We start from the raw sequence: 23,126 nt of genomic DNA on the forward strand, positions 1-23,126 counted from the left end.
GAGTCGTTCGCTCGCGTAGTGGGCCTCTGGACCGCCGAAGCGGCCAAAGATGCTCCTTAGAAAGGAGGTGATCCAGCCGCACCTTCCGGTACGGCTACCTTGTTACGACTTCGTCCCAATCGCCAGTCCCACCTTCGACGATTCCCTCCCCACAAGGGGGTTGGGCCACCGGCTTCGGGTGTTACCGACTTTCGTGACGTGACGGGCGGTGTGTACAAGGCCCGGGAACGTATTCACCGCAGCAATGCTGATCTGCGATTACTAGCGACTCCGACTTCATGGGGTCGAGTTGCAGACCCCAATCCGAACTGAGACCGGCTTTTTGAGATTCGCTCCACCTCACGGCATCGCAGCTCATTGTACCGGCCATTGTAGCACGTGTGCAGCCCAAGACATAAGGGGCATGATGACTTGACGTCGTCCCCACCTTCCTCCGAGTTGACCCCGGCAGTCTCCCGTGAGTCCCCAACCTCCCGAAGGAGTTGCTGGCAACACAGGACAAGGGTTGCGCTCGTTGCGGGACTTAACCCAACATCTCACGACACGAGCTGACGACAGCCATGCACCACCTGTACACCGACCACAAGGGGGCCCCTGTCTCCAGAGGTTTCCGGTGTATGTCAAGCCTTGGTAAGGTTCTTCGCGTTGCGTCGAATTAAGCCACATGCTCCGCCGCTTGTGCGGGCCCCCGTCAATTCCTTTGAGTTTTAGCCTTGCGGCCGTACTCCCCAGGCGGGGCACTTAATGCGTTAGCTGCGGCACGGACCACGTGGAATGCGGCCCACACCTAGTGCCCAACGTTTACGGCGTGGACTACCAGGGTATCTAATCCTGTTCGCTCCCCACGCTTTCGCTCCTCAGCGTCAGTATCGGCCCAGAGATCCGCCTTCGCCACCGGTGTTCCTCCTGATATCTGCGCATTTCACCGCTACACCAGGAATTCCGATCTCCCCTGCCGAACTCCAGCCTGCCCGTATCGAATGCAGACCCGGGGTTAAGCCCCGGGCTTTCACATCCGACGCGACAAGCCGCCTACGAGCTCTTTACGCCCAATAATTCCGGACAACGCTCGCACCCTACGTATTACCGCGGCTGCTGGCACGTAGTTAGCCGGTGCTTCTTCTGCAGGTACCGTCACTCGCGCTTCTTCCCTGCTGAAAGAGGTTTACAACCCGAAGGCCGTCATCCCTCACGCGGCGTCGCTGCATCAGGCTTTCGCCCATTGTGCAATATTCCCCACTGCTGCCTCCCGTAGGAGTCTGGGCCGTGTCTCAGTCCCAGTGTGGCCGGTCGCCCTCTCAGGCCGGCTACCCGTCGTCGCCTTGGTAGGCCATCACCCCACCAACAAGCTGATAGGCCGCGGGCTCATCCTGCACCGCCGGAGCTTTCCACACACAGACCATGCGGTCGTGTGTCGTATCCGGTATTAGACCCCGTTTCCAGGGCTTGTCCCAGAGTGCAGGGCAGATTGCCCACGTGTTACTCACCCGTTCGCCACTAATCCCCGACCGAAGCCGGTTCATCGTTCGACTTGCATGTGTTAAGCACGCCGCCAGCGTTCGTCCTGAGCCAGGATCAAACTCTCCGTGAATGCATCATTCGCGGAAGAGCGGAACAGTAACCAGAGGAATAGTCCGGCACTGTCCACAGCGTCCTCGCTGTAATTTTCTTCAAAGGAACCTCAACTCGCCTTCGGCGAGTCGGGGTATCAACATATCTGGCGTTGACTTTTGGCACGCTGTTGAGTTCTCAAGGAACGGACGCTTCCTTTGGATTCCCTCCCGGGTTTCCTCCGGACGTTTACCTTTCCATCTCTCCAAGCCTACCACCGCGATTTCGTTGACCCGAAACCGCTCGCGCCGAAGCGCATACGGCCAACGAGCCGAAATCGGTGAGGTTTTGGAAGTGCTGCCCACGCCGTCGGCGCCGGGCAGGCATACGACAGTACAGCGGTCCGCGCGACAGAGGCAAATCGGTTCTGCACGCCGGCATCACGGCAGGGTCACAACCGTGCGCTGACAAGGGGCAACGGGCAGTAACGGCGCGCCCGCGCCTCTTGCGGAATCAGCTGTTCCTATGACTTACGCTTCTGCACGGTGCGCCGTCCTGGACAGGTAGCGACGGCGGCTGATCGAGACTCCGCCCTTGGGAGGTCCCCCATGACCACCGTGTCGTCCCCGTTGACCGGACGCGCCATCGGCTTGGCTGCGGTGCCGGATCCGGTGTTCTCCGGGGCGATGGTGGGCCCCGGTACCGCCGTCGACCCCGTACGGGAGCGGACGGAGGCGGTGGCGCCTGTCGACGGAATCGTCGTCTCGCTGCACCCGCACGCGTTCGTGGTGGTGGACTCCGATGGGCACGGGGTGCTGACGCACCTGGGGATCGACACCGTGCAGCTGAACGGCGAGGGTTTCGAGCTGCTGGCCGCCAAGGGGGACACCGTTACCCGGGGGCAGCCCGTGGTGCGCTGGGACCCGGCGGCCGTGGAGGAGAAGGGGAAGTCGCCCATCTCCCCCGTCATCGCGCTCGAGGCCACCGCTGAGGCGCTCGGTGATGTGCTGGAGGACGGTGACGTCGAGCGCGGACAGGCGCTCTTCGGCTGGAGCTGACGTCGGCAGACGTCGAACGGCGTACGAGCCCGGCCCCTGCTCCCTGTCAACCTCCACGCGGATGGGAGTCCCCTCCCGCGCGTGCGCGGGCCGGGCGGAAACGACTGCGGTGGCCTGGCGCCGCCGCCGAGCGGAGACGGGTGAGATGGACACAACGCTTCGAGGCGTGGGCGTGAGCCACGGGGTGGCGATCGGCGAGGCGCGGCACATGGGCACGGCCGTGCTGGAGCCCCCGGCCAAGCAGATCGCCGCCGATGAGGCGCCGCGTGAACAGCAGCGGGCGCGGCAGGCCGTGGAGGCCGTCGCCGCGGACCTGGTCGCCCGGGGAAATCTCGCAGGCGGTGAGGCGCAGGCCGTGCTTGAGGCACAGGCCATGATGGCGCAGGACCCGGAGCTGATGGCCGATGTCGAGCGGCGGATCGCCGTGGGCAGTACGGCCGAGCGCGCCGTCTACGACGCGTTCGCCGCCTACCGTGCGCTGCTCGCGCAGGCGGGCGACTATCTGGCCGGCCGGGTGGCGGACCTGGACGACGTACGTAACCGCATCGTGGCCAGGCTGCTGGGCGTTCCGATGCCGGGGGTGCCGGACAGCGACCGGCCGTATGTGCTGATCGCACGGGATCTGGCGCCTGCCGACACCGCGCTGCTCGACCCGACTCTGGTGCTCGGGTTCGTGACCGAGGAGGGCGGGCCGACCAGCCACAGCGCGATTCTCGCGCGGGCGCTCGGGGTGCCTGCCGTGGTGGCGCTGCCCGGCGCCGGCGAGCTGGCCGAGGGCTCGGTCATCGCGGTGGACGGCAGCACCGGTGAGGTCATGGTGAACCCGACCGAGGCGGAGCGGGAGGAGCTGGCGCGGACCGCGGAGGAGCGCAAGGCCGCCGTGGAGGCCGCCAACGGGCCGGGCGCGACTTCGGACGGGCACAAGGTGCCGCTGCTGGCGAATGTGGGCGGTCCCGGTGATGTGCCGACTGCCGTGCAGGCGGGCGCCGAGGGTGTGGGGCTGTTCCGTACGGAGTTCCTGTTCCTGGACGACAGTGAGCAGGCGCCGTCGGAGGACAAGCAGGTCGACGCGTACCGGCAGGTGCTGGAGGCGTTCCCCGAGGGGCGCGTCGTGGTGCGCGTCCTGGATGCGGGCGCCGACAAGCCGCTGAGCTTCCTGACGCCCGCCGACGAGCCGAACCCGGCCCTGGGGGTGCGCGGGCTGCGGACGCTGCTCGATCACCCGGACGTGTTGCAGGGGCAGCTGCGGGCGCTGGCGAAGGCGGCCGAGGGGCTGCCGGTGTACCTGGAGGTCATGGCGCCGATGGTGGCGGACAGGACCGATGCGCGAGCGTTCGCGGACGCCTGCCGGGAGGCGGGGCTGAGCGCGAAGTTCGGCGCGATGGTGGAGGTTCCGTCGGCGGCGCTGCGGGCGCGTTCGGTGTTGCAGGAGGTGGAGTTCCTGTCGCTGGGCACCAACGATCTGGCGCAGTACACCTTCGCAGCGGACCGGCAGGTCGGTGCCGTTTCGCGGCTCCAGGACCCGTGGCAGCCGGCGCTGCTGGATCTGGTGGCCATCTCGGCGGAGGCCGCGAAGGCGGAGGGCAAGAGCTGCGGCGTCTGCGGTGAGGCGGCTTCCGATCCGCTGCTGGCGTGTGTGCTGACGGGGCTCGGGGTGACCAGCCTGTCGATGGGTGCTTCGGCGATCCCGTTCGTACGGGCGCAGCTCGCCAAGCACACGTTGGCGCAGTGTGAGAGGGCGGCGGCGGCTGCGCGGGCGGCGGACAGCGGTCCTGATGCGCGGGCTGCGGCGCAGGCGGTGCTGTCCGGGGAGTGACGCCGCGTCACTCCCCTGGGAGGGCCCCCGGGCTTCCCGGGGTCCCCCTCCTGATGCGCAGTTGCCCCGCAAGGGGTGCTGCGCTTGCCCACCCTGCGCCCCTGGCGCAGACTGCCCAAGCACAGCAGCACAGTGTCAGCTGCGGGCGCGCGACAGCTTTTCGTAGAAGCGGAGCAAGTCGGCGTTGTCGACTGAGCCGGGGTTGACCGCCCTTTCCATGGGGGTGCCCTGGAGGAGGCGTTTGACGGGGACTTCTAGGCGCTTGCCGGTGAGGGTGTGTGGGACGGCGGGGATCTCGATGATCTCGTCGGGGACGTGGCGGGGCGAGAGGCTCTGCCGGATGGTCTGCTTGACGCGGTCGCGCAGTGCGTCGTCGAGGACGGCTCCCTCGGCGAGGTGGACGAAGAGCGGCATCCAGTAGCCGCCGTCGGGCTGTTCGACGCCGATGACAAGGGATTCGCGGATCTCGGGGAGGCGTTCGACGGCCTCGTAGATGTCGGCGGAGCCCATCCGGACGCCCTGGCGGTTGAGGGTGGAGTCCGAACGGCCGTGGATGATGACGGTGTTGCGGCTGGTGAGGGTGATCCAGTCGCCGTGCCGCCAGACGCCGGGGTACATGTCGAAGTAGCTGTCGTGGTAGCGGGAGCCGTCCGGGTCGTTCCAGAAGCGCACCGGCATGGAGGGCATGGGCTGGGTGACGACCAGTTCGCCGACCTCGTCCACCAGCGGTTTGCCGTGCGGGTCCCACGCGGCGAGGTCGGTGGCGAGGGAGGGGGCCTGGAGCTCGCCCGTGTAGACGGGGAGGGTGGGTACGGCACCGGCGAAGCAGCTGCACACGTCGGTGCCGCCGCTGACGGAGGCGATCCACATGTCGGGCGAGACCTCGTCGTGGATCCAGCGGAAGCCGTCGGGCGGCAGCGGGGAGCCGGTGGTGGCCACGCACTTCACCCGGGAGAGGTCGAAGTCGCGCCCCGGGTGCACGTCGGCCTTGCGGCAGGCCATCACGTAGGCGGCGGAGGTGCCGTAGATCGTCGTACCTGTGCGTTCGGCGACGCGCCACTGTGCTGCCGTGTCGGGGTAGCCGGGGCTGCCGTCGTAGGTGACGACCGTGGCGCCGGTGAGCAGGCCGGAGATCAGCAGGTTCCACATCATCCAGCCGGTGGAGGTGAACCAGAAGAAGCGGTCGCCGGGTCCCATGTCGTTGTGCAGGGTGAGTTGCTTGAGGTGTTCGATCAGGATGCCGCCCTGGGACTGGACGATGGCCTTGGGCAGTCCTGTGGTGCCGGAGGAGTAGAGGACCCACAGCGGGTGGTCGAATGGCACCTGCTCGTAGCGGGGTTCGGCGTCGAGGGAGGTGAGGTCAGCCCACTCCAGTGCGCCGGCGGGTGCCGGGGTGCCGAGCAGGGGGACGTGGACGACGGCGCGGAGGGTGGGCAGTTCATCGCGGAGTGCGGCGACGGTCTCGCTGCGGTCGTGTTCCTTGCCGCCGTAGCGGTAGCCGTCGACGGTGAACAGGACGACGGGCTCGACCTGTTGGAAGCGGTCCAGGACGCTGCGGGCGCCGAAGTCGGGGGCGCAGGAGGTCCATACCCCGCCGACCGCCGCGGTGGCCAGCAGGGCGACGGCCGCCTGCGGGATGTTGGGCAGGTAGCCGCTGACGCGGTCGCCGGGACGGACGCCGAGGCGGCGCAGCTCCTGGGCGAGGGAGGCGACCTGGGAGCGCAGTTCGGTCCAGCTGACCGGGGTCGGCTGGTGGGACTCGTCGACGTGCAGGAGCGCGGGCTCGGCGGCGCGTGCGGGGTCCTCGGCCGGGCGCAGCGCGTGCTCGGCGTAGTTGAGGGTGGCGCCGGGGAACCAGCGGGCGCCGGGCATGCGCGGGTCGGCGAGGACGGTCTCGTACGGGGTGCTGAAGCGGATGCCGGACCATTCGGCGAACGCGCCCCAGAAGGTGGCCGGCTGTTCGGTGGACCAGCGGTGCAGCGCGGCGTACGAGGCGACGGGGTCGGCCGGGTCGGGTGCCGGGGCGCCGTGCCGGCGGGCTGCCCACTCCTGGAACCGGGTGAGGCGGGCGGAGGGGAAGTCGCCGGGGTCGGGCCGCCAGAGCGCCTCCGGCTGCGAGGGCTGCGAGACCTGCGGGGTCCGGGCGGTCCTGTCGCTGTGCGCTGCGGTCATGGCGGCTCCCTGCGTCCTGTACGCGTCGTCGCGTCCCTTACGCGCGGGACGATGCCATGTGATCACCCGTTGTGCCAGGGCAGGAGTCACACAGCGCGGCGGTGGGGGGTGTGCGGGGCCCACTGCAAGCAGGGTGACCACCGGGTGAACGGCCGCTGAACAGCCCTGACGTGAACGGTTGCTGATGGCAGGCTGAACAGCATGGAAGGGCGGGGCCTGGTGCGGTCGGTGACGGTTGTCGGTTCGGAGGGCAGGGGACGAGGAGTAGGCGCGCTGCGCGCGGCGTGGCGCAGACGGCGGGCGGACGCGGTCGGGCTGCCGCGGCAGCGCGCGGAGCGGGCCCGTACGCCGGGTGAGGCCGGGGGCGCGGAGCCGGGTCCCGGCGGCGGCAGGGTGGCTTTCGCGCGCTCGGTGCTGGATGTGCGGGTGACGGTGGGCGGCGCGGTGTTCCTGGGGTGGGACGGCGCGGAGCCGGAGCCGTCGTACGCGCTGGCGGGTGCCTGCCCGGAGCCCGATCCGCGGGCGCGGCTGGAGCCGGACAAGGACGGCGGCTGGCGGGTGGTCTCGGAGCGGATGCTGGTGATCGTCTCCCGGCACGGTGCCGTGGAGATGCGGACTCCGGGCGGCGCGCTGTTGCGCCGGGATCAGCCGCCCCGGTGGTGGGAGAGCGCGCAGGAGAGTGCCGAGGGGGCGGAGACCGCTGCCGCGTCGCGGTGGATGCAACGGTCGGAACTCCCGCCCGACGCCCGGTTCTTCGGGCTGGGCGCCAGGTCGGCGGGGCCCCGGCTGCGGACTGGCACGTACCGGCTGTGGAACACCGACGCCGGCCCCTGCGCGCCGGGCACGGATCCGCTGTCGGTCACCATGCCGGTGCTGGTGAGTGTGGCGGACGCGGGCACGCTGCTCGTCTTCCACGACAACCCCCGGGACGGTTCGATCACTGTGCGGGAGGGCGCGGAGGGGCAGGGCTCGGGGCATGACCGGCCCGCTCGGTGCGAGGTGCGGATGGGTGGCGGGCCGATGCGGTACTGGGTGGTGGCGGGCGCGCCCTCCCGGGTGCTGCACGGCTGGGCCGCGCTCACCGGTGCCCCGGCCGTGCCGCCGCGCTGGGCGCTGGGCCACCAGCACGCGGTGCGGGGGGCCGACGGGGAGCGGGAGGTGCGGCAGCTGGCGGACGGTCACCGCGAGCGCGGGCTGCCGCTGGACGCGCTGCATCTGGATGCCGCACATGGGCGGGGGCACCGCGGCTCCTCGGTGGATACGGCACGCTTCCCGGGTCTGCCGCGGCCGGCGGGAGGGCTGCGGGAGGCCGGGGTGCGGCTGGTCCCGGTGGTGGAGCCGGGGGTGCGGGCCGCGGCGGGCGACCCGGTGTTCGACAGCGGCAGCGCGGCTGATGTGTTCGTACGGGACACGCGGGGGCGCACCGTCCTGGGCAGTGCGCGCTGTGGGGAGGTGGCCTTCCCCGACTTCACCGACCGGCGGGTACGTAAATGGTGGGGTGCGCTGTACGCGGAGCTGCTGGAGCGGGGTTTCGCCGGGGTGTGGCACACCGGGGAAGAGCCGGTGTCGCTGTGCGCGTTCGGTGACCGGACGCTGCCGCTCTCGGCGCGGCACGCGCTGGAGGGCCTGGGCGGCGACCATCGCGAGGGCCACAACGTCTACGGCCTGACGATGGCGAAGGCCGGCTACGCGGGGCTGAGGGAGGTGCGGCCCAGCGAGCGGCCGTTCGTGCTCTCCCGTGCGGGGTGGGCGGGAATCCAGCGGTACGGCGGTGCGCGGGCTGCCGAGCTGGAGACCGGCTGGGCGGGGCTGCGGGCCGCGTTGTCGCTGGTGCTCGGCCTGGGGCTGTGCGGGGTGCCGTACGCGGGTCCGGATGTCGGCGGTGACACCGGGCGCCCCTCCGCTGAGCTGTATCTGCGCTGGTTCCAAATGGCCGCGTATCTACCGCTCTTCCGTACGCACACCGCCGCCGGAGCCGGAGCGCCGTGGGACTTCGGCGAGGAGGTGCTGGAGCACGCGCGTGCCGCGCTCGCGGAGCGGGAGCGGCTGCTGCCGTATCTGCTGACGCTGGCTCAGCTTGCGCACCGTACGGGCGCTCCTTACGTGCGGCCGGTGTGGTGGCAGCATCCGCGGGACCGGGCGCTGCGTGACTGCGAGGACGCGTTTCTGCTGGGTGACGCGCTGCTGGTGGCACCGGTGCTGGAGCCGGGGGCGCGGTCGCGTGCGGTGCGGCTGCCGGCGGGCCGGTGGTACGACACCGGCACCGGGCGCGGCCACCAGGGACCGGCGACGGTGCGGGTGGCGGCGCCGCTGGGACGGCTTCCGGTGCTGGCGCGGGCGGGCGCGGCGGTGCCGGTGCGGGGTGCGGGCGGGCGGACGGAGCTGGAGGTATGGCCACCGGCGCCGGGACGTACCGGGGACGGGCTGCTGATCCCGGATCCGGGTGACGGGTGGGAGCGGCCATCGGCGGAGCGGTTCACGGTGCGCCGCGGGGAGGACGGTGCCGTGGTGGTGGAACGGGACGACGGCACAGCGGCGGGGTACGCCGTACGGGTGCGCCGCCCCGTCGATCCGATGGCCCGTTAGCGCTCCGGTGGCGCCGGGCTGCTATCCCTTGCGTCCGACGCCGCCGTAGCAGGCGATCTCGGGCGGTTCGCCGAACGGCAGTGCTTCGGGGCGCCAGTGCGGGAGGGAGACGATGCCGGGCTCCAGCAGTTCCAGTCCCTCGAAGAAGGCCGCCATCTGCTCGGGGGTGCGGGGGGTGTAGGGCACGGCGCCGCTGTTGGCGTTGAAGCGGCGGATGGCTTCGACGTAGGCGGGGTCGGTCGTGCTGCCGTCGTTGTAGCCGAGGTAGCTGCCGGGCGGCAGCGCGTCGAGCAGTTCGCGGGTCACGGCGCGTGCTTCGTCGTAGTCACTGACCAGGCCGAGGATGCCCATCAGCATCAGGCCGACGGGCTGGTCGAAGTCGAGCGTCTCGGCAGCCTCCGCGAGGATGAGGGCCGGGTCGCGTACATCGGCGTGCAGATAGCTGGTCGAGCCCTCGCGGGTGCTGGTGAGCAGTGCCTGGGCGTGCGCGAGGACGAGGGGGTCGTTGTCGACGTAGACGATGCGGCTCTCGGGTGCCACCCGTTGGGCGATCTCGTGGGTGTTGTCGACGGTCGGCAGGCCGGTGCCTATGTCGAGGAACTGCCGGATGCCCGCCTCGCCCGCGAGGTGGCGTACGACGCGGCCGGTGAAGGCGCGGGAGTGCCGGGTGATGTCGACCATGCCGGGGAAGACCTCACAGACCTTGTCGCCTGCCATCCGGTCCACGGCGTAGTGGTCCTTGCCGCCGAGGAGGTAGTTCCAGATGCGCGCGGAGTGCGGGATCGTGGTGTCGATCTCCATCGCGGGACGCTGTGCCCGCTCCGTGCTGTCGGTCATGGCTGGCTCCCCTGCTCGGCTGCGGATGTTCGGCTGCTGCCTCAACGTAGCGCCAAAGGCGGGGCCACTGGAGCCGCACGCACTTTTCCGGGCGGCCCCAGTGGCGATCGGACTCCGTGGCGGTCGGCCCCAGTGGCGGCCGGGCTAGTGGTGTGAGGTCAGCGAGCGGCGGGAGACGGGGAAGTCGAAGTAGGTGTCGGGGAAGGTCTCCGGCTTGTGGGTGAAGTGCCACCACTCCTCGGGCAGGTTGGTGAAGCCCTCACGCTCCAGGGTGGACTTCAGCAGCTGCCGGTTGGCGCGCTGCTGCCCGGTGATGCGGGGGTCGTCGGTGTGGGAGAGGGTGTCGAAGCAGTCGAAGCCGGTACCCGTGTCGACGGCGTTGTCCGGGAACCGCTCCTCCTTGGGCGCGTAGCACGGCACCAGCGGCTCGCCGGGGCGGTAGGGCCGGGTGGGCTTGGCGGGCAGCTCGGCAACGGTGATGTCGACGGTGCTGCCGCGGCTGTGCCCGGACTTCTCCGCTATGTAGCCGTCCTCGAAGAGCCGGTTCTTCTCGACGCGGGGATAGAACTCGCGCTTCATCCTCTCGTCGTCCAGGTCCTTGGCCCAGCGCACGAAGTGGTCGACGGCGCGCTGCGGGCGGTAGCAGTCGTAGACCTTGAGCGTGTAGCCGCGGCGGAGGAGGGAGCGCTGGGCCCGGGCGAGGGCCTTGGCGGTGTCCTTGGTGACGATGCACATCGGCCGGCGGTAGCCGTCGATCGGCTCGCCGACGAAATTGTGCTCGGTGAAGTAGCGGATGTCCTGCCGGATGGTCGGGGCCACATCGTGCAGGGCGACGAACTCCTCCGGCGCCTTGGGCTCATGGCCCTGCCCGGACGCCGGCCGGCTGGACGGGGCCTGCCCGGACACGGCCTCTTCGGACGAGGCATTGGCCGTGGGAACGGGGGCGGCGGCGAGGGCCAGGAGCAGGGCGGCCGCGGCGAGCGGGGCGTACGGTGTGGTGCGGATACGTCTCATGCCCCTCTCCTCTACCAGGGGACGACCCCCTCCACCAGAGTTCTCCAGGGATCTCCAGTGATCTCCAGGTTCCACCGGGAACGGAGCACGGGGACATGAGAAACGGCGGCTCGGGACCACCCCCGTCGGTCCCGTGCCGCCGTTCTGTTCAGTGTGGACGCCGGACCCCCCGGGCCGGTTCGCGTGAGCAGGGGTACGTACGGGGGCGTGAGGATCTGGTGACACCTCGGTGACAGTCGCGACGGGAGCGTCGCAGACCGGGCGCGACAGCCGGGTTGTGCGCCCGGCCTTGACTGCCTCTCAGCTGGGCTGAACACTGCCGTCACGCTCGTCGCGGACACCGCCGTGATGCCGGGTGGACCGCCGATCGGCGGGGCCTGAAGGCTCTGCTCGGCGGGGCTTCGGCGTGCTGCTCCGCAAGGCCGCATTCTGATCGTGACGTCCGAACGCACCTAACGAGGGGTCGTCAAACCATGACGGACAAGTACGTCGCTGCCATCGACCAGGGCACCACGTCCAGCCGCTGCATCGTCTTCGACGAGCAAGGCGGGATCGTCGCCGTCGACCAGCAGGAGCACCGCCAGATCTTTCCGAAACCGGGGTGGGTGGAGCACGACGCCGGCGAGATCTGGACCAAGGTCCAGGCGGTGGTCGGCGGCGCGTTGGAGCGGGCAGGGTTGCGCGCCGACCAGCTCAGCGCCATCGGTATCACCAACCAGCGCGAGACGACAGTGCTGTGGGACCGCGCGACGGGCGAGCCGGTGCACAACGCGATCGTCTGGCAGGACACCCGCACCGCCGGGCTCTGCACCGAGCTGGGCGGCGAGGTCGGCCAGGACCGCTTCCGTGACCGTACGGGCCTGCCGCTGGCCAGCTACTTCTCGGGGCCGAAGGTCGCCTGGCTGCTGGACAACGTGCCGGGGCTGCGGCAGCGCGCGGCCAACGGGGAGATCGCCTTCGGCACCATGGACTCCTGGCTGATCTGGAACCTGACCGGCGGGGTGGACGGGGGCCGGCACGTCACCGACGTCACCAACGCCTCCCGCACGATGCTGATGAACCTGGAGTCCCAGGAGTGGGACCAGTCGGTGCTGGACGCCATGAACGTGCCCGCTGCCGTGCTGCCGGAGATCCGGTCCTCCTCGGAGGTGTACGGCACGGCTGTCGGGCAGCTCGCGGGCGTGCCGGTCGCCTCCGCTCTCGGTGACCAGCAGGCAGCCGTTTTCGGACAGACGTGCTACGGCGTCGGCGAGGCCAAGAACACCTACGGCACCGGTTCCTTCCTGCTGCTGAACACCGGCACCCGGCCCGTGCCCAGCAAGCACGGGCTGATCACCACGATGGGCTACCGGCTGGGCGACGAGGCGCCCGTCTACTGCCTGGAGGGCTCCATCGCCATCACCGGCGCGCTGGTGCAGTGGTTCCGCGACCAGCTGGGCTTCATCAACGACGCCTCCGAGATCGAGGGGCTGGCCGCCAGCGTGGAGGACAACGGCGGCGCGTACATCGTGCCGGCGTTCTCCGGCCTGTTCGCCCCGTACTGGCGTTCGGACGCGCGCGGCGTCATCGCCGGACTGACCCGGTATGTGACCAAGGCGCATCTGGCACGGGCCGTGCTGGAGGCGACGAGCTGGCAGACCCGCGAGGTCGTCGACGCGATGTACCAGGACAGCGGCGTGGAGATCACCACGCTGAAGGTGGACGGCGGAATGACGGCCAACAGTCTGCTGATGCAGCACCAGGCCGATGTGCTCGGCGTACCGGTGATCCGGCCCGTGGTCGCGGAGACGACCTGCCTGGGCGCCGCCTACGCCGCGGGGCTCGCGACCGGCGTCTGGTCCGACCTGGACGAGCTGCGCGCCCACTGGAAGCGGGACGCGGAGTGGACACCGTCGATGAGCACGGAGGAGCGCGAGAAGGAGTACGCGAACTGGCACAAGGCCGTCGAGCGCAGCTTCGGTTGGGAGAAGTCGGACTGAGACGGAGACTGCCCCTGCCCGTCGCTTGCAGGCCGCGGGTGCGTCGTGGCTTGTCGCGCAGTTCCCCGCGCCCCTTCCGGGGCGCGGGGAACTGCGCTGTGCTTGGGTAGTCTGCGCCAGGGGCGCAGGGTGGGCAAGCGCAGCCCCCCATGCCGGGTGGGCAAGATGCGCCGGGCAACCCCTACATGTCGGCGGGCGCACGCGCAGCGTTCCGCATGGCGTGCTCGACCACCGAGATGAGTACGTCCCGGGCGGACTCGCGCTGCCGGGCGTCACACAGCAGCACGGGCACGGCCCCGTCGAGATCGAGCGCTTCCCGCACGGTCTCGGCGGGGTACTGCTCGGCGTCCTCGAAGCAGTTGACCGCCACCGTGAAGGGGATGCCGCGGCGCTCGAAGTAGTCGATGGCGGCGAAGCTGTTGTCCAGCCGCCGGGTGTCGGCGAGCACCACGGCGCCGAGCGCGCCGGTCGCCAACTCGTCCCACAGGAACCAGAAACGGTCCTGTCCCGGGGTGCCGAACAAGTACAGCACCAGTGCGTCGTTGATGGTGATGCGGCCGAAGTCCATGGCGACGGTCGTGGTGGACTTCGCCTCCACGCCCCTGGTGCTGTCCACGGGGCGGCTGGCCTCGGTCAGCAGCTCCTCGGTGCGCAGCGGTTTGATCTCGCTGACCGCCCCCACCAGCGTGGTCTTGCCGACCCCGAAGCCGCCGGCCACCAGGATCTTCAGTGTGACCGGTTCGGCCGGGGCCGTCCTGCCGCCCCGCTTAGAGCGCCCGAAGACCATTGATCACCTCTCTGAGGATGCTCTCGTCCGGCAGCTCCGCCGGAGGGACGGGGCGGGTGACGCGTACGAGTTCGGCCTCCACCAGGTCGCCGATCAGGACGCGTACCACCCCCACGGGAAGGTCGAGCTCGGCCGCCACTTCCGCCACGGAGAGCGGGGAGCGGCGGCAGAGCGCGAGGATGTCGAGGTGCTCGGGCACGAACGAGTGATCCGAGAGGAGCTTGTCCTCCTCGCCGGGAAGGAGCCCGCCCTCCGCGGCGGACCCGGCGTCCGGCTCCGCCGTGTCCACGCTCTCGGCGATGACGAGGGCGATGAGGTCGAGCTGCGTGTCCTTGGCGCCGCTGCGGGTACGGCCCCGGGTCATCGCGTACGGCCGTACCACGGGTCCTGCCGCGTCGTCGAACCAGTGGTCCGTCATGGCCAGCCCCGTCCCCTCACTCCCTCGTCCCGTCGCCCTGCCGTCCCCGGTGGTGCGGCTCAGTTGGCGCCAGCGGGGTCGCCGCCGGCCGGAGTGCTGCGCGCCGCGGTGCCCAGATGCGCGCCGACCCGCTTGACAAGGAGCGTCATCTCGTAGGCGACCTGGCCGACATCGGCGTCGGCGTCGGTGAGGACGGCCAGACAGCTGCCGTCACCGGCGGCCGTCACGAAGAGGAAGGCCTCCTCCAGCTCGACCACGGTCTGCCGGACGCCACCGGCCCCGAAGTGCCGGCCGACGCCCTTGGCGAGGCTGTGGAACCCGGAGGCGACAGCCGCCAGGTGCTCGCTGTCCTCCCGGGTGAGGCCCTCCGAGGCGCCCCTGGCGAGGCCGTCCCCGGAGAGCACCAGCGCCTTGCGGATACTGCCGACGCGCTGGACCAGCTCGTCGAGGAGCCAGTTGAGCTCACCGCCTCCAGCGTTGTGCGATGCGGCGTTCGGTGCGGTCATCGACCGTCCCCTCCCGGTGTCGTTCCTGGTGCTGACTCCCCCGTGTCGTGCGGCGGTTCGCTCTCGCGTCTGCCGCGTTCCCAGCCGCGCTGGAGGGAGGCCATTCTGCTGCGCACTTCGTCGGCGTCGCGATCGTCGACATCCGGCGTGCTGGATCCTTGGGTGCCCGTTCGCGCCTGCGGCATGCGGGTGTTGCCGGTCGGCGTGTCCGCCTTGAGCTGCGGCGCGAGGCTGGCCTGGCGCACCCGGCGCGGCAGGCCCGCGGGCCGGCCCTGCGGCGGGTCGGAGGGCTGCGCGGACGGCTGCTCGGCGTCCCCGGCGGTGGCCCCCGACGCGGGCACGGGCCCCGTCGCGGCCTCGGTCTCCGTCTCGACGGTGCTCTGCGGTGCGGCGCCGGATCCGGGCCCCGATTCCGGCTGGGACGCGGGTTCCGGCTGACGCTCGGGGTCCGTCTGCCGCGTCGTACGGTCGGGTTCCGTCTGCCGCGTCGTACGCGGCTTGCGGCGGGGCAACGGTGCGCGGCCGCCGGCGCGTTCGCCGGTGGACCGGCGGTCCGGGTCGACGGTGCGTCCGTTGTCGGAGACCAGCACCGGAGCGCCGGGGCGGCGACGGGGCAGTGGTGCCGGGCCGACGTCGTCGGGCGTGCTGTCGTCGGTGCCGCCCTGGGGGCCGGTTCCGGGCTCGGAGCGGGCGTCCGTACGGGCGGCGGGAGGGGCCTCGTCCCGCGTCTGCTGGTGCTGTTCGCCCGACGGGGCCACCGAGGTGGACGCCGTATCGCGCTCGCGTCTGCGGGGCCCTCCGCGGCTCTCCCGGGAGGTGCCGGTCTCGAGCGAGGGGCGGGGCTCCTCCTCCAACGGGGCCTCCAGCTCGACGGGCCCGTCCAGCGGCCGAGCGGTGGTCCCGCCCGCCTCGATGGCGGTACGGCCCCCGCGCTGGTCCTCGTCCCGGCCGGGGGTCTCGGTGAGGACGGAGCCGGGGATCAGGACGACGGCGGTGGTGCCGCCGTAGGGCGAGGACTGGAGCGACACGCGTACGCCCTGACGCTGGGCGAGCCGGGAGACGACGAACAGGCCGAGCCGGTCGGTGTCGGACAGCTCGAACTCCGGGGTCTCCGCCAGCCGCAGATTGGCGTCCAGCATCGCGTCGGCCGTCATGCCCAGGCCACGGTCGTGGATCTCCAGGGTGAAGCCGTTGGCGACCCGCTCCCCCAGCACCTGGACGGCGGTGTGCGGCGGGGAGAACACCGTGGCGTTCTCCAGCAGTTCGGCGATCAGGTGGGTCAGGTCGGCGACAGCGCTGCCGTCGACGGCGAGCCGGGGCAGCCTGCGTACCTCGATCCGCTCGTAGTCCTCGACCTCGGCGACGGCGGCCCGTACCACGTCCATCAGCTGGACGGGCTTGCGCCACTGCCGGGTGGGTGCCGCGCCGGAGAGGATGACCAGGCCCTCGGCGTGCCGGCGCATCCGGGTGGTGAGGTGGTCGAGCTTGAAGAGGTCGGCCAGTTCGTCCGCGTCCTCGGTGCGCCGCTCCATGGCGTCGAGGAGGGTGAGCTGGCGGTGCAGCAGCACCTGGTTGCGGCGGGCGAGGTTGACGAAGACCTCGGAGACGCCGCGCCGCATGTCGGCCTGTTTGACGGCGGCCTCGACGGCGGCCCGCTGCAGGGTGTTGAGGGCCTGGCCGACCTGGCCCATCTCGTCGGAGGGGTAGTCCAGCCGGGGCGACTCGGTCTCGACGTCGACCTTGTCACCCGCCGCGAGCCGGCGCATCACGCTGGGCAGCCGTTCGCCCGCCGCCGCGTTGGCCTCCTTGCGCAGGGTGTTCAGATCGCGGACGAGGCTGCGGGCGACCCGGATGGAGATGACGAGGGAGGCCAGTACGGCGAGGAAGCCGAGCACGCCCGCGGCCGCGGCCTGGATGAGGACCCTGGTGGCGACGGGGTCGACGCGTTTCTGGAAGCGCTGCTGCGCCTGCTCCCCCATCCGCTGGAGGTCGTCCAGGACCGTGGTGTTGCCGAGGTGCCAGCGCTCCTCGCTGACCGGCCCCTCGCTGGTGCGGGGTCCGGCGGCGATGACGGCGTCCTCGTAGCTGCGCAGGGTTCGGCCGTCGCTGCCGTTCCAGTAGTTCTCGAAGATCTGCCGGTCCTCGGCGGGCAGCGAGGGGAGGTTGCTCTCGTAGGCGATGTTCCGCTCGGCGACCCGGTCGGAGAGCGCACGCTGGTCGCCCCGGGTGAACTGGCCCGCGGCGTAGGCGGCGGCCATCAGCGCGTCCTCCCGGGAGAGGTACTCACGGGCGCGGGAGAGGCCGACCAGGGCGCGGCCCTGCTTCTCCAGATCGACGTCGTCGACGATGCTGAGCGAGTCGACCAACGCGTAGGCGGGGTCGATGAGTTCGTTGTACGCCTGGAAGGCGCCACCACGGGTGATGGAGTTCTGCTCGACGCGGGAACGCAGGCTCTTCAGGCCGTCCAGGGCTTCCAGGAAATCGCCGAGCCGGGCCTTGGACTCCGGGCCGAGGTTGGAACGCAGGCCGCCGTCGGAGGCGTTGCGGCGCACGGTGGAGATCTTCCGGTCGGTGGTGTCCTGCGCCTGGTGCAGGAGTCTCAGCTCCTGCCCGCTGCCGGGGTCGGCGACGTAGACCATGATCTGGTGGCGCTCGCGCTGGATGGCCCGGACCGCGTCCTCCGTCGGGTTGCCGATCTTGCGGGTGATCTCGTCCAGCCGCAGCAGACTGTTGGCCTCCGCTGCGGTGATGTAGGTCGCGAAGCCCCAGATGGACAGCAGGGAGACCAAGGGCACCAGCAGCAGCACCACGATCTTCCGGCGGATGGACTTCCCGCGAAAGCGCATGGCCTCCCCTACGTCTTCCCCAGCGCACGGGGGCGTGTACCGACAGCAAACGGCGTGAGCTTACTACTGACGCGCTGGCAACTCGTAGGTCTGTATGAGCGTCCGAACAGGCAGTCCAGGGTGCCTCATCCTGAGTTGTCCGTCGATGCCCCGCCGGACCTTCGAAGTCTGTGGCACAGCACACGTTTACGGAACCGTGCGAGGATCGGAGGGTAGTGAAGGGGGAGTGAAAAAGATGTACGCGAAGCCCCGTCTGCCGGACCCGGTACGTGCGGCGGCGGTACGGGCCGTGATCATCGCGGCGCTGACGCTGGTGCAGCTCATGGTCGCGTTCTTCTGCTCGATGGCCGCTGTCTGGCTGGCGTTCCCGATGGTGCTGTCCACCATCGGCAGCACCGTCGTGGCGACGTGGGCGGTGCTCGACGTATGGATCACCCGGCAGGTGTGGGTGCAGCGGCACGGCGTCGTCTCGGAGCCCAGCAGCGCGGCCAGACGGCGCGCGCTGGCCGATCGCGGCCGGCCGCCGCGCGCCGGTGCCGAACAGGGCTCCCCGGCACCGGGCGCGGCCCGCGACGTCAGGAGCGCGGGGAGTGTGCCGCGTCCGGCGCGTCACCCGGCGGATGAGGGGCGGGAACGTCCGGCCGGGCATCCGGCTCCGACGGCTGCGCCCGCGGCTCGTCGCGAGCGTCGGGCGGATCCTGCTCGGGGCGGCGGAACATCCGTGTCGCGGTGATCTCACCGTGCACCGCGGTCTCGCCCTCCTCGGCCTCCGGTTGGGGAAGGCCGGGCCGCAGATGTTCCTCCACGCTGATGTACTTCAGTCCTGCACGCAGGTCCGCGTCGTTGCGCAGCCGGATCACCAGCGGGAACTCCGCCAGCGCCGTGGTGTCGAACAGGCCCGTGGTGTAGAGCAGCTGGACGCCCAGCGCGTCGGCCACGGCCCGCTGGAGCTCCAGCAGATAGGTGGCGTTGGCCCGCCCGATGGGGTTGTCCAGGAAGAGCGTGCCGGCATGCCGGTGCTTGTCGTGGCCGCGGTCGTTGCTGCGCAGCGCCGCCATCGTGCAGTACAGGGCGATGGCGGCGGTCAGCAGCTGGCCGCCGGAGAAGACGTCGCCCATCTGTCCGACCGGCACCCGCTCGGCGCGCAGCACGGCGTCCGGCTTGAGGATCTCCACCGAGACGCCACGCGGCTGGAGCGCCGCATGCACGCCGCGCAGCAGCAGCGTCATACCGTCGCGGCGCAGATCGGAGTTCTTCCGTACGGCCGCACGCGTGGCCTCGTCGATGACCTCGCCCAACCGCTCGGTGAGGGTGGCCTGGTCCGGGTCGTCGAAGCGGATACGCAGGAACTCCTGGCCGGACCACTCCCCCAGCCCTTCCGGCAGCCGGGAGAGCCGCTGTGCCGAACGCAGTGTCGTCAGCGAGGACTCCACCAGACCGCGCAGCCGGTCCACGATGCTGTCGCGGTTGCGCTCCAACTGGGCCAGCTCGTCCGTCAGTACGCGCAGCCGGGGCGCGAACGCGGCCGCCCAGGCGGCCGCGTGGTCCGGCAGCGCGGAAGCGGGCAGCTCGCGCACCTGCTGCCGCGCCGGAGTGCGGACCTGTTCGTAGCGGCTGGAGTTGGCGTGCCGTACGAGCACGTCACACGCCTCGCGGACGGACTGCTCGGCGGCGGTGAGGTCGGCGGCGCAGCCGCGCAGTGAACGCCGGGCCTCGGCAGCCGCCTGCCGGGCGTCCGCGGGGCTGCCCGCGTACGGCTCGGGGGGCTCCTCGCCGTCCTGCTCGCCGGGCGCCGAGGCCGCCGGATCGCGGAGCAGATCGCGGAGGGTGGCCGCGGTCTCGTCGAAGCCGCTCGCGGCGTCCTCGGCGGCGGCATGGGCACGCTGGAGCGCGGCGTGGGCAACGCGTGCGGCTTCCAGTTCGTCGCCGCGGGCCGCCAGTTCGGCGTTGGCCGTCCGCAGCAGGGTCTGCGCCTGCGCGGCGTCGGCGGGCACCAGTTCGTCGGGCAGTTCGGTGTGGCGGTCGCCCTCGCCGGGCGCGAGGCGCTCGGCCTCGCCGCGGAGCCGGCCCAGCTGTTCGCTGGCGTCGGAGCCGCGGGCCTCCAGCCGCTGGACGAGTGCTTCGGCGCGGGCCGCTGCGGCCTGCCGGGAGGGGCCGTCGGCGCCGTCGGGGCCTTCCAGCAGCTGCGCCGCGCGGGTGCGCACCTTGTTGCTGAGCCGGTCGAGCGCCGCCTTGGCCGCCGACTCGTCGCCCTCGGCGCGCGCCTGTTCGGCACGCAGATCGGCGCCTACGCCGACCTTCTCGTACAGCTGGGAGGCCGAACGGTATGCCTCGCGCAGGTCTGGCAGAGAGGCGGTGCGCACGGGGTTGCGCTTGTCGCCGAGGGCCGCCGACTCGCTGTCGGCGGCGGCCGGTTCCGGTTCTTCCGGGTCGTCCGGTACGCCCGCGATCTCGGCGCGTTCGGCGCGCAGGGTGCGGGCCGTACGGCGTGCGTCGTCCGCCGCGCGCTGGGCGGCGCGCCGGTCCTCGTCGGCCGAGCGTGCCCGCTCCAGGCACTGTTCGGCGCGCTCCTGAGCGGTGGCGACGTCGTCGGCCAGCTCCCGCAGCCGGGCCTGCCACTTGTTGCGCTCCCGCAGCCGGAAGGCGAGCCCGGACAGCGCGTCGGCGCTGCGCCGGGCGCGCTGAGCCGCTTCCTGGCGCTCGTCGCGGACGCGGGCGGTCTCGGCAGCCTGTTCGTCGGCCTCCGCACGGGCCTCGCGCACCGCGGCGAGGTGCTCCTGGGCGGCCTCGGCGGCCTGCCGGGCCTGTGCCGCCGCCTCGGCGAGTTCGTCCAGGCGGCCTTCGGGGCAGCCGCTGCGCCAGGAGGCGAGACGGGCCGCCAGCGCACGGTCGGCGGAGAGCCGGGACGCCAGCGCGCGGATCTCCTCGTCGCGCGCCGCGGCCCGCTCTCGCAGTCGGCGGCGCTCGTCGTCGGCCGCGTGCTCGTCGTGCATCGCCGGGTTGGGCGGTACGAGGAACACATCCGAGGGGCCGGAGTGCTCCCCGCCGCTGTCCGGCGGGGGCGCGGGGGCCAGCAGCGCGGCGGACGTGCCGACGGCGACGGCCGAACGCGGCAGCAGGGGCGCTCCCGCCAGCACCTCGCGGGCGCGCGCGTGGCTGTCGGGGTCGGTGATGATGACGCCGTCGACCAGTTCGGGGCGCGCCGCGAGCACCGCGGCGTGGTTGGCGGGGTCCACGGCCTGGGCGAGATAGCGCCAGCCGGGCAGCGCGGGGACACCGTGCTCGCCCAGATACTCGACGGTGGCCGTCACATCGGGGCCCGGCGGGAGCAGTCCGCCGTCGCCGAGCGCGCCCAGCATCCGCGAGTCGTCCGCCGCGGCGGTACGCAGATCGAACAACTGCCGCTCGGCGGCGGCCACTCCTTCGTCCAGCAGCTCCTGAAGCGCCTCCGCGTTGCGGTCCAGCTCCTCGGCGGTGAGCGGGCCCTGGGAGGGGGACGCGGTCCGGTCGGGGCGGGTACGGGAAGCGCCGCCGGCCTCCGGGGCGCCGCCCTGGCCCGGCACGGTCCCGGCGCGCGGGCCCGGCCCGGGGTCGGTGTCCGGGGCCGCGGCAGGCGAACTGCCCGCGCCCCGCTGGCCGGGGAGCGTCGCCCGCGTCGGCCCGGCGGGGCCCGCGTCCGGCGTATCCGGGCGGGCGGTGGGCAGCCCGAGCAGATCGGCCAGCCGCTCCTCGGCGCCGAGGGTCTCGGCCGTGGCGCGCTCCGCCGTGTACGCCCCTTCGGAGGCTTCGGCGGCGTCGGCGGCGCGTGCTGCGGCGAGTTCGGCACTGGCGTGGCGGCTCGCCAGCTCGCGGGCCCGCTCGGCGCTGCGGGCTGCCGCGTCGCGGGCCGACTCGAAGGAGGCGACAGCGGTCTTCTCCGCGTCGCTCGCGGCCAGCGCGGCGCGGGCCGGGTCGGCGTCCGGGTCGCTGTCGTCCAGCCAGCCGGCGCGTACGGCCTGGTCCATCTCCTGCTCCACCTCGGCGAGGCGCTGGCGCAGGTGTTCGGTCTCGCTGCGGGCGCGCTGCGCCTCGGTGGCGGCCGCTGTGGCGTCCTGGTGGGCGCTCTCGCTCTCCGTCTGCAGCGCGGCGGAGCGCTCTTCCTGTTCACCGGCGATGCGTTCGCTGTCCTCGGCCGCGGCGTTGAGAGCACGTACGAGCGCGGTTGCGGCGTGGGCGCGCGCGGCCAGCGCGGGCGCAGCGTCCCGCTCGGCCTCCTGGATGGCGGCGGCGACCCGGGCCGAGCGGTCGGCGGCCGTACGGTGCGCGAGCACGGTCTCGGCCGCCTGCCACGCGGAGTGCAGCGTTCTGGCCTCGCTCAGCTCCCGCTTCTGCGCCGCTGCCGACTTCTCGGCGGCGGCCAGCGCCAGCGAGGCGTGCCGGTAGGCCAGTTCGGCGGCGATACGCGAAGCGCGGGTGCGGGCGTCCTCGGCTGCGGTGACCGACTCCCTGGCCTGCTCCAGCTGTTCGGCCAGTTCGGCGGCGCGACCGCGCTCCTGGGTGCCGCGCGCCGTCAGCCGGTGCGCGAGATGGCGGGTGCGGCGCTCGGCGCCGGCGTGGATCTCCCTGGCCTGCGCGCGCGCCTCGGCGGCCTCGGTGATGCGGTGCAGATGGTCGAGGGAGCCGGCGGTGAAGTCGCGCTCGGCGGTCAGCTCCGCGCGGCGGCCGAGCTTGTGCGCGAAGCCGTGTACGAGGTCGGCGAGCCCGTCGGTGTCGCGGGTGTCGGTGACGGCGCGCAGCAGCAGGTCGGTGAAGTCCGAGTCGTTCTTGACGGCGAACAGGCCCGCCGCCTCGCCCTCGTCGGCGTTCATCTCGCGCTGGTAGCGGAAGAGTTCGGGGTCTAGGCCGAGCGTGGTCAGATGTTCGTTCCAGCGCTCGTGGATCTCTTCCCAGACCACGTCGAGGTTCGGGTACGCCTTGCCCGTCTCGGTCAGTATGTCGCGGAAGCCCTTCATGGTCCGCCGCCTGCCGCGCGCGGCGGACGTGCCCTCGGCGTAGGGCCGCAGCGCCGCCGACTCGGCAACGGGGAGGGAGTCCAGGGACATGCCGGGGCCGGGACGGAACGAATACCACGCCTCGGCGAACTTGCGCGGGTCGCCGGAGACCTGGCGGCCGCGCCACTCGCTGACCTTGCCGACGACGATCGTCTCGCCGGTCCTGGTGTGCTGCCACTCCAGGGCGACATGGCCGCAGTCGTCCGCGAGCAGGAACTTGCGGAGCACGCCCGAACTGGCGCCGCCCAGGGTGTTGCGGTGCCCTGGCAGCATCACCGAGAAGATCAGCTTGAGCAGCACGGACTTGCCGCCGCCGTTCTCCAGGAAGAGCACCCCCGCGGGCGCGGGGCGGCGGGGCGGGCCCTGCGGCTCCTCCTCGAAGAAGTCCGCCTGCGTGGGCGCCGGGCTGGGCACGGGCTCGCCCACTCCGCGCAGGTCCAGCACGGTGTCGGCATAGCGCGCACCGGCGGGCCCGATGGAGTAGAGGCGGATCCGGGACAGCTCGTACATAACGGCGGGGCTCTCG

At 71.7% G+C, this 23,126-nt stretch carries 13 protein-coding genes and 1 rRNA gene; 4 read left to right on the top strand and 10 right to left on the bottom strand.

Annotated elements, in window-relative coordinates; translation table 11 throughout:
• Positions 1-60: 60 nt before the first annotated feature.
• Positions 61-1,591: ribosomal RNA gene (locus ACQEU8_RS22910) — 16S ribosomal RNA — on the bottom strand.
• A 568-nt stretch (positions 1,592-2,159) separates the two neighbouring features.
• On the opposite strand from ACQEU8_RS22910, the gene ACQEU8_RS22915 reads away from it, so the two are divergent.
• Together ACQEU8_RS22915 and ptsP are read left to right on the top strand one after the other, a co-directional pair.
• Positions 2,160-2,609 carry a PTS sugar transporter subunit IIA gene (locus tag ACQEU8_RS22915; RefSeq protein ID WP_433104012.1) on the top strand — a complete coding sequence of 150 codons (450 nt, stop codon included), beginning with the start codon at positions 2,160-2,162 and terminating at the stop codon, positions 2,607-2,609.
• Positions 2,610-2,754: 145 nt separating this feature from the next.
• Entirely contained in the window at positions 2,755-4,425 is a 1,671-nt protein-coding gene (ptsP, locus tag ACQEU8_RS22920; protein WP_433104014.1) for a phosphoenolpyruvate--protein phosphotransferase, read from the top strand.
• 135 nt (positions 4,426-4,560) lie between these two features.
• On the opposite strand, the gene ACQEU8_RS22925 is transcribed toward ptsP, so the two are convergent.
• Entirely contained in the window at positions 4,561-6,597 is a 2,037-nt protein-coding gene (locus ACQEU8_RS22925) for an acetoacetate--CoA ligase (RefSeq protein WP_433104016.1), read from the bottom strand.
• Between the two features lie 201 nt (positions 6,598-6,798).
• Here ACQEU8_RS22925 and ACQEU8_RS22930 point away from each other — a divergent pair, with 201 nt between their 5' ends.
• Positions 6,799-9,183, top strand: coding sequence for a glycoside hydrolase family 31 protein (locus ACQEU8_RS22930; protein ID WP_433104018.1), 2,385 nt, complete (start codon positions 6,799-6,801; stop codon positions 9,181-9,183).
• Between the two features lie 21 nt (positions 9,184-9,204).
• Here ACQEU8_RS22930 and ACQEU8_RS22935 read toward each other — a convergent pair whose 3' ends face one another.
• Entirely contained in the window at positions 9,205-10,020 is an 816-nt protein-coding gene (locus tag ACQEU8_RS22935; RefSeq protein ID WP_433104020.1) for an SAM-dependent methyltransferase, read from the bottom strand.
• A 144-nt stretch (positions 10,021-10,164) separates the two neighbouring features.
• Positions 10,165-11,034, bottom strand: a complete 870-nt coding sequence (locus ACQEU8_RS22940) for a M15 family metallopeptidase (RefSeq protein ID WP_433104022.1) — start codon at positions 11,032-11,034, stop codon at positions 10,165-10,167.
• Positions 11,035-11,507: 473 nt separating this feature from the next.
• Here ACQEU8_RS22940 and glpK point away from each other — a divergent pair, with 473 nt between their 5' ends.
• Positions 11,508-13,013 carry a glycerol kinase GlpK gene (glpK, locus tag ACQEU8_RS22945; protein ID WP_433104024.1) on the top strand — a complete coding sequence of 502 codons (1,506 nt, stop codon included), beginning with the start codon at positions 11,508-11,510 and terminating at the stop codon, positions 13,011-13,013.
• Between the two features lie 181 nt (positions 13,014-13,194).
• On the opposite strand, the gene ACQEU8_RS22950 is transcribed toward glpK, so the two are convergent.
• The 6 genes from ACQEU8_RS22950 to ACQEU8_RS22975 all read right to left on the bottom strand — a co-directional run bounded on the left by ACQEU8_RS22950 (position 13,195) and on the right by ACQEU8_RS22975 (position 23,110).
• Positions 13,195-13,800: a GTP-binding protein gene (locus ACQEU8_RS22950; RefSeq protein ID WP_433104026.1), complete on the bottom strand. Its 606-nt coding sequence runs from the start codon at positions 13,798-13,800 to the stop codon at positions 13,195-13,197.
• A complete protein-coding gene (locus tag ACQEU8_RS22955; RefSeq protein WP_433104028.1) occupies positions 13,781-14,218 on the bottom strand; it encodes a DUF742 domain-containing protein in 438 nt (145 codons plus the stop codon). Before ACQEU8_RS22955 ends, ACQEU8_RS22950 begins: the two co-directional genes overlap by 20 nt.
• A 59-nt stretch (positions 14,219-14,277) precedes the next feature.
• Positions 14,278-14,724, bottom strand: a complete 447-nt coding sequence (locus tag ACQEU8_RS22960) for a roadblock/LC7 domain-containing protein (RefSeq protein ID WP_433104030.1) — start codon at positions 14,722-14,724, stop codon at positions 14,278-14,280.
• The gene (locus ACQEU8_RS22965; protein ID WP_433104032.1) at positions 14,721-17,570 is read right to left on the bottom strand and encodes a nitrate- and nitrite sensing domain-containing protein; all 2,850 of its coding nucleotides are present in this window, start codon (positions 17,568-17,570) and stop codon (positions 14,721-14,723) included. Before ACQEU8_RS22965 ends, ACQEU8_RS22960 begins: the two co-directional genes overlap by 4 nt.
• Positions 17,571-17,756: 186 nt before the next feature.
• The gene (locus ACQEU8_RS22970) at positions 17,757-18,005 is read right to left on the bottom strand and encodes a hypothetical protein (protein ID WP_433104034.1); all 249 of its coding nucleotides are present in this window, start codon (positions 18,003-18,005) and stop codon (positions 17,757-17,759) included.
• A gap of 140 nt (positions 18,006-18,145) precedes the next feature.
• Positions 18,146-23,110, bottom strand: coding sequence for a hypothetical protein (locus tag ACQEU8_RS22975; protein WP_433104036.1), 4,965 nt, complete (start codon positions 23,108-23,110; stop codon positions 18,146-18,148).
• Positions 23,111-23,126: the final 16 nt, after the last annotated feature.

This window comes from Streptomyces sp. CA-250714 (assembly GCF_050936705.1).
In the GTDB taxonomy this organism is placed as follows: domain Bacteria; phylum Actinomycetota; class Actinomycetes; order Streptomycetales; family Streptomycetaceae; genus Streptomyces.